This window comes from Nocardiopsis sediminis (genome assembly GCF_042650565.1).
GTDB classification, from domain to species: Bacteria; Actinomycetota; Actinomycetes; order Streptosporangiales; family Streptosporangiaceae; genus Nocardiopsis_B; species Nocardiopsis_B sediminis.
The window spans coordinates 53,082-54,031 of record NZ_JBHSBH010000005.1 but is presented as its reverse complement, the minus strand read 5'-3'; the positions used below and the strand labels follow the sequence as shown (position 1 = coordinate 54,031).

1 protein-coding gene and 1 pseudogene are annotated in these 950 nt (G+C 76.2%); both read left to right on the top strand.

Annotated elements, in window-relative coordinates; translation table 11 throughout:
* Positions 1–8 precede the first annotated feature (8 nt).
* The gene (locus ACFOVU_RS07800; RefSeq protein WP_378531317.1) at positions 9–404 is read left to right on the top strand and encodes a hypothetical protein; all 396 of its coding nucleotides are present in this window, start codon (positions 9–11) and stop codon (positions 402–404) included.
* Between the two features lie 3 nt (positions 405–407).
* Positions 408–950 (top strand): annotated as a pseudogene (locus ACFOVU_RS07795) (hypothetical protein); the annotation flags it as partial.

The window sequence follows — 950 nt, the reverse complement described above, 5'->3', positions numbered from 1 at the left end:
CGTCCCGGGTGCTGTACGCGCAGGACCGCCGCACGAAAGACGTGGTGCCGTTTCTGACGCTCCACGACGACGGAACGCTGACCAGCGACGACCCCCACATGACAAAGGCGATTCCGCGCTATCGCGAGAAACGCGGCTGGTCGAACCGGCGCATATTCGAGTACTTCGCGACGAAGTCCAACGCCTACGTCCGCTATTACGAAGAACCGGGGGGTCCGCGGCCGGCCGGCGGTGGCACGGCCGCCGGGATGGCGCCCGCGACCGCCGATGAGTCCACCGATGCGCCGCCGCCGGCGCGCCCTCCCTCCGAACTTCCCTCGCGTCCTCGTCCGGACGCGGAGGGCTCCCCGGGGCACCCGCCCCCGCTTTCCACCACCCCCAGGAAAGACCGAAAGGACCAGTGACACATGACCGAGCAAGCTGCCGGAAGGGAACCGTCGCCGGCGCAGCACGCGCGTGGCGATGACGCCGATCCCTCATCGGCGCACGGCGCGGCCGGTGGCGCCGACGCGGCGCCGCAGGCCGCGGCGGACAACGGTGAGCCCAAGCCCGGCTCGGCCGTGCCCGCCGACGGCGGAGTCCCCGGTGCCGCCGCGGACGGAATCGACAACACGGGAGCGGACGGCGCCGCGGCGCCCGACGCCCCCGGTGAGCGCGCCCCCTCGCTCCTCACCAACGGGGCGCTGGGCCGGTCGGACGGCACCGCCCTCGGATCGCCGGCCGCCGGTGCGGCACCGGTAGCGGAGCCGTCGCCGGAGCCGTCCCCCGCCTACAGCGACCCGATCTCGCAGCCGATCCCGGTGGTCCCGGCGAGCCTGCGCCCGGAGCCGCACGCCGCCCCGGCCGCCGAGCAGCCCGGCGCGGCCCGGGCGGTGGACGTGGCGGCGGGCCCGGCCGCGGCGCCGCCCGCGGCCGCTCAGGTCGCGGCCCCCGCTGCGGCGCCGGAGATC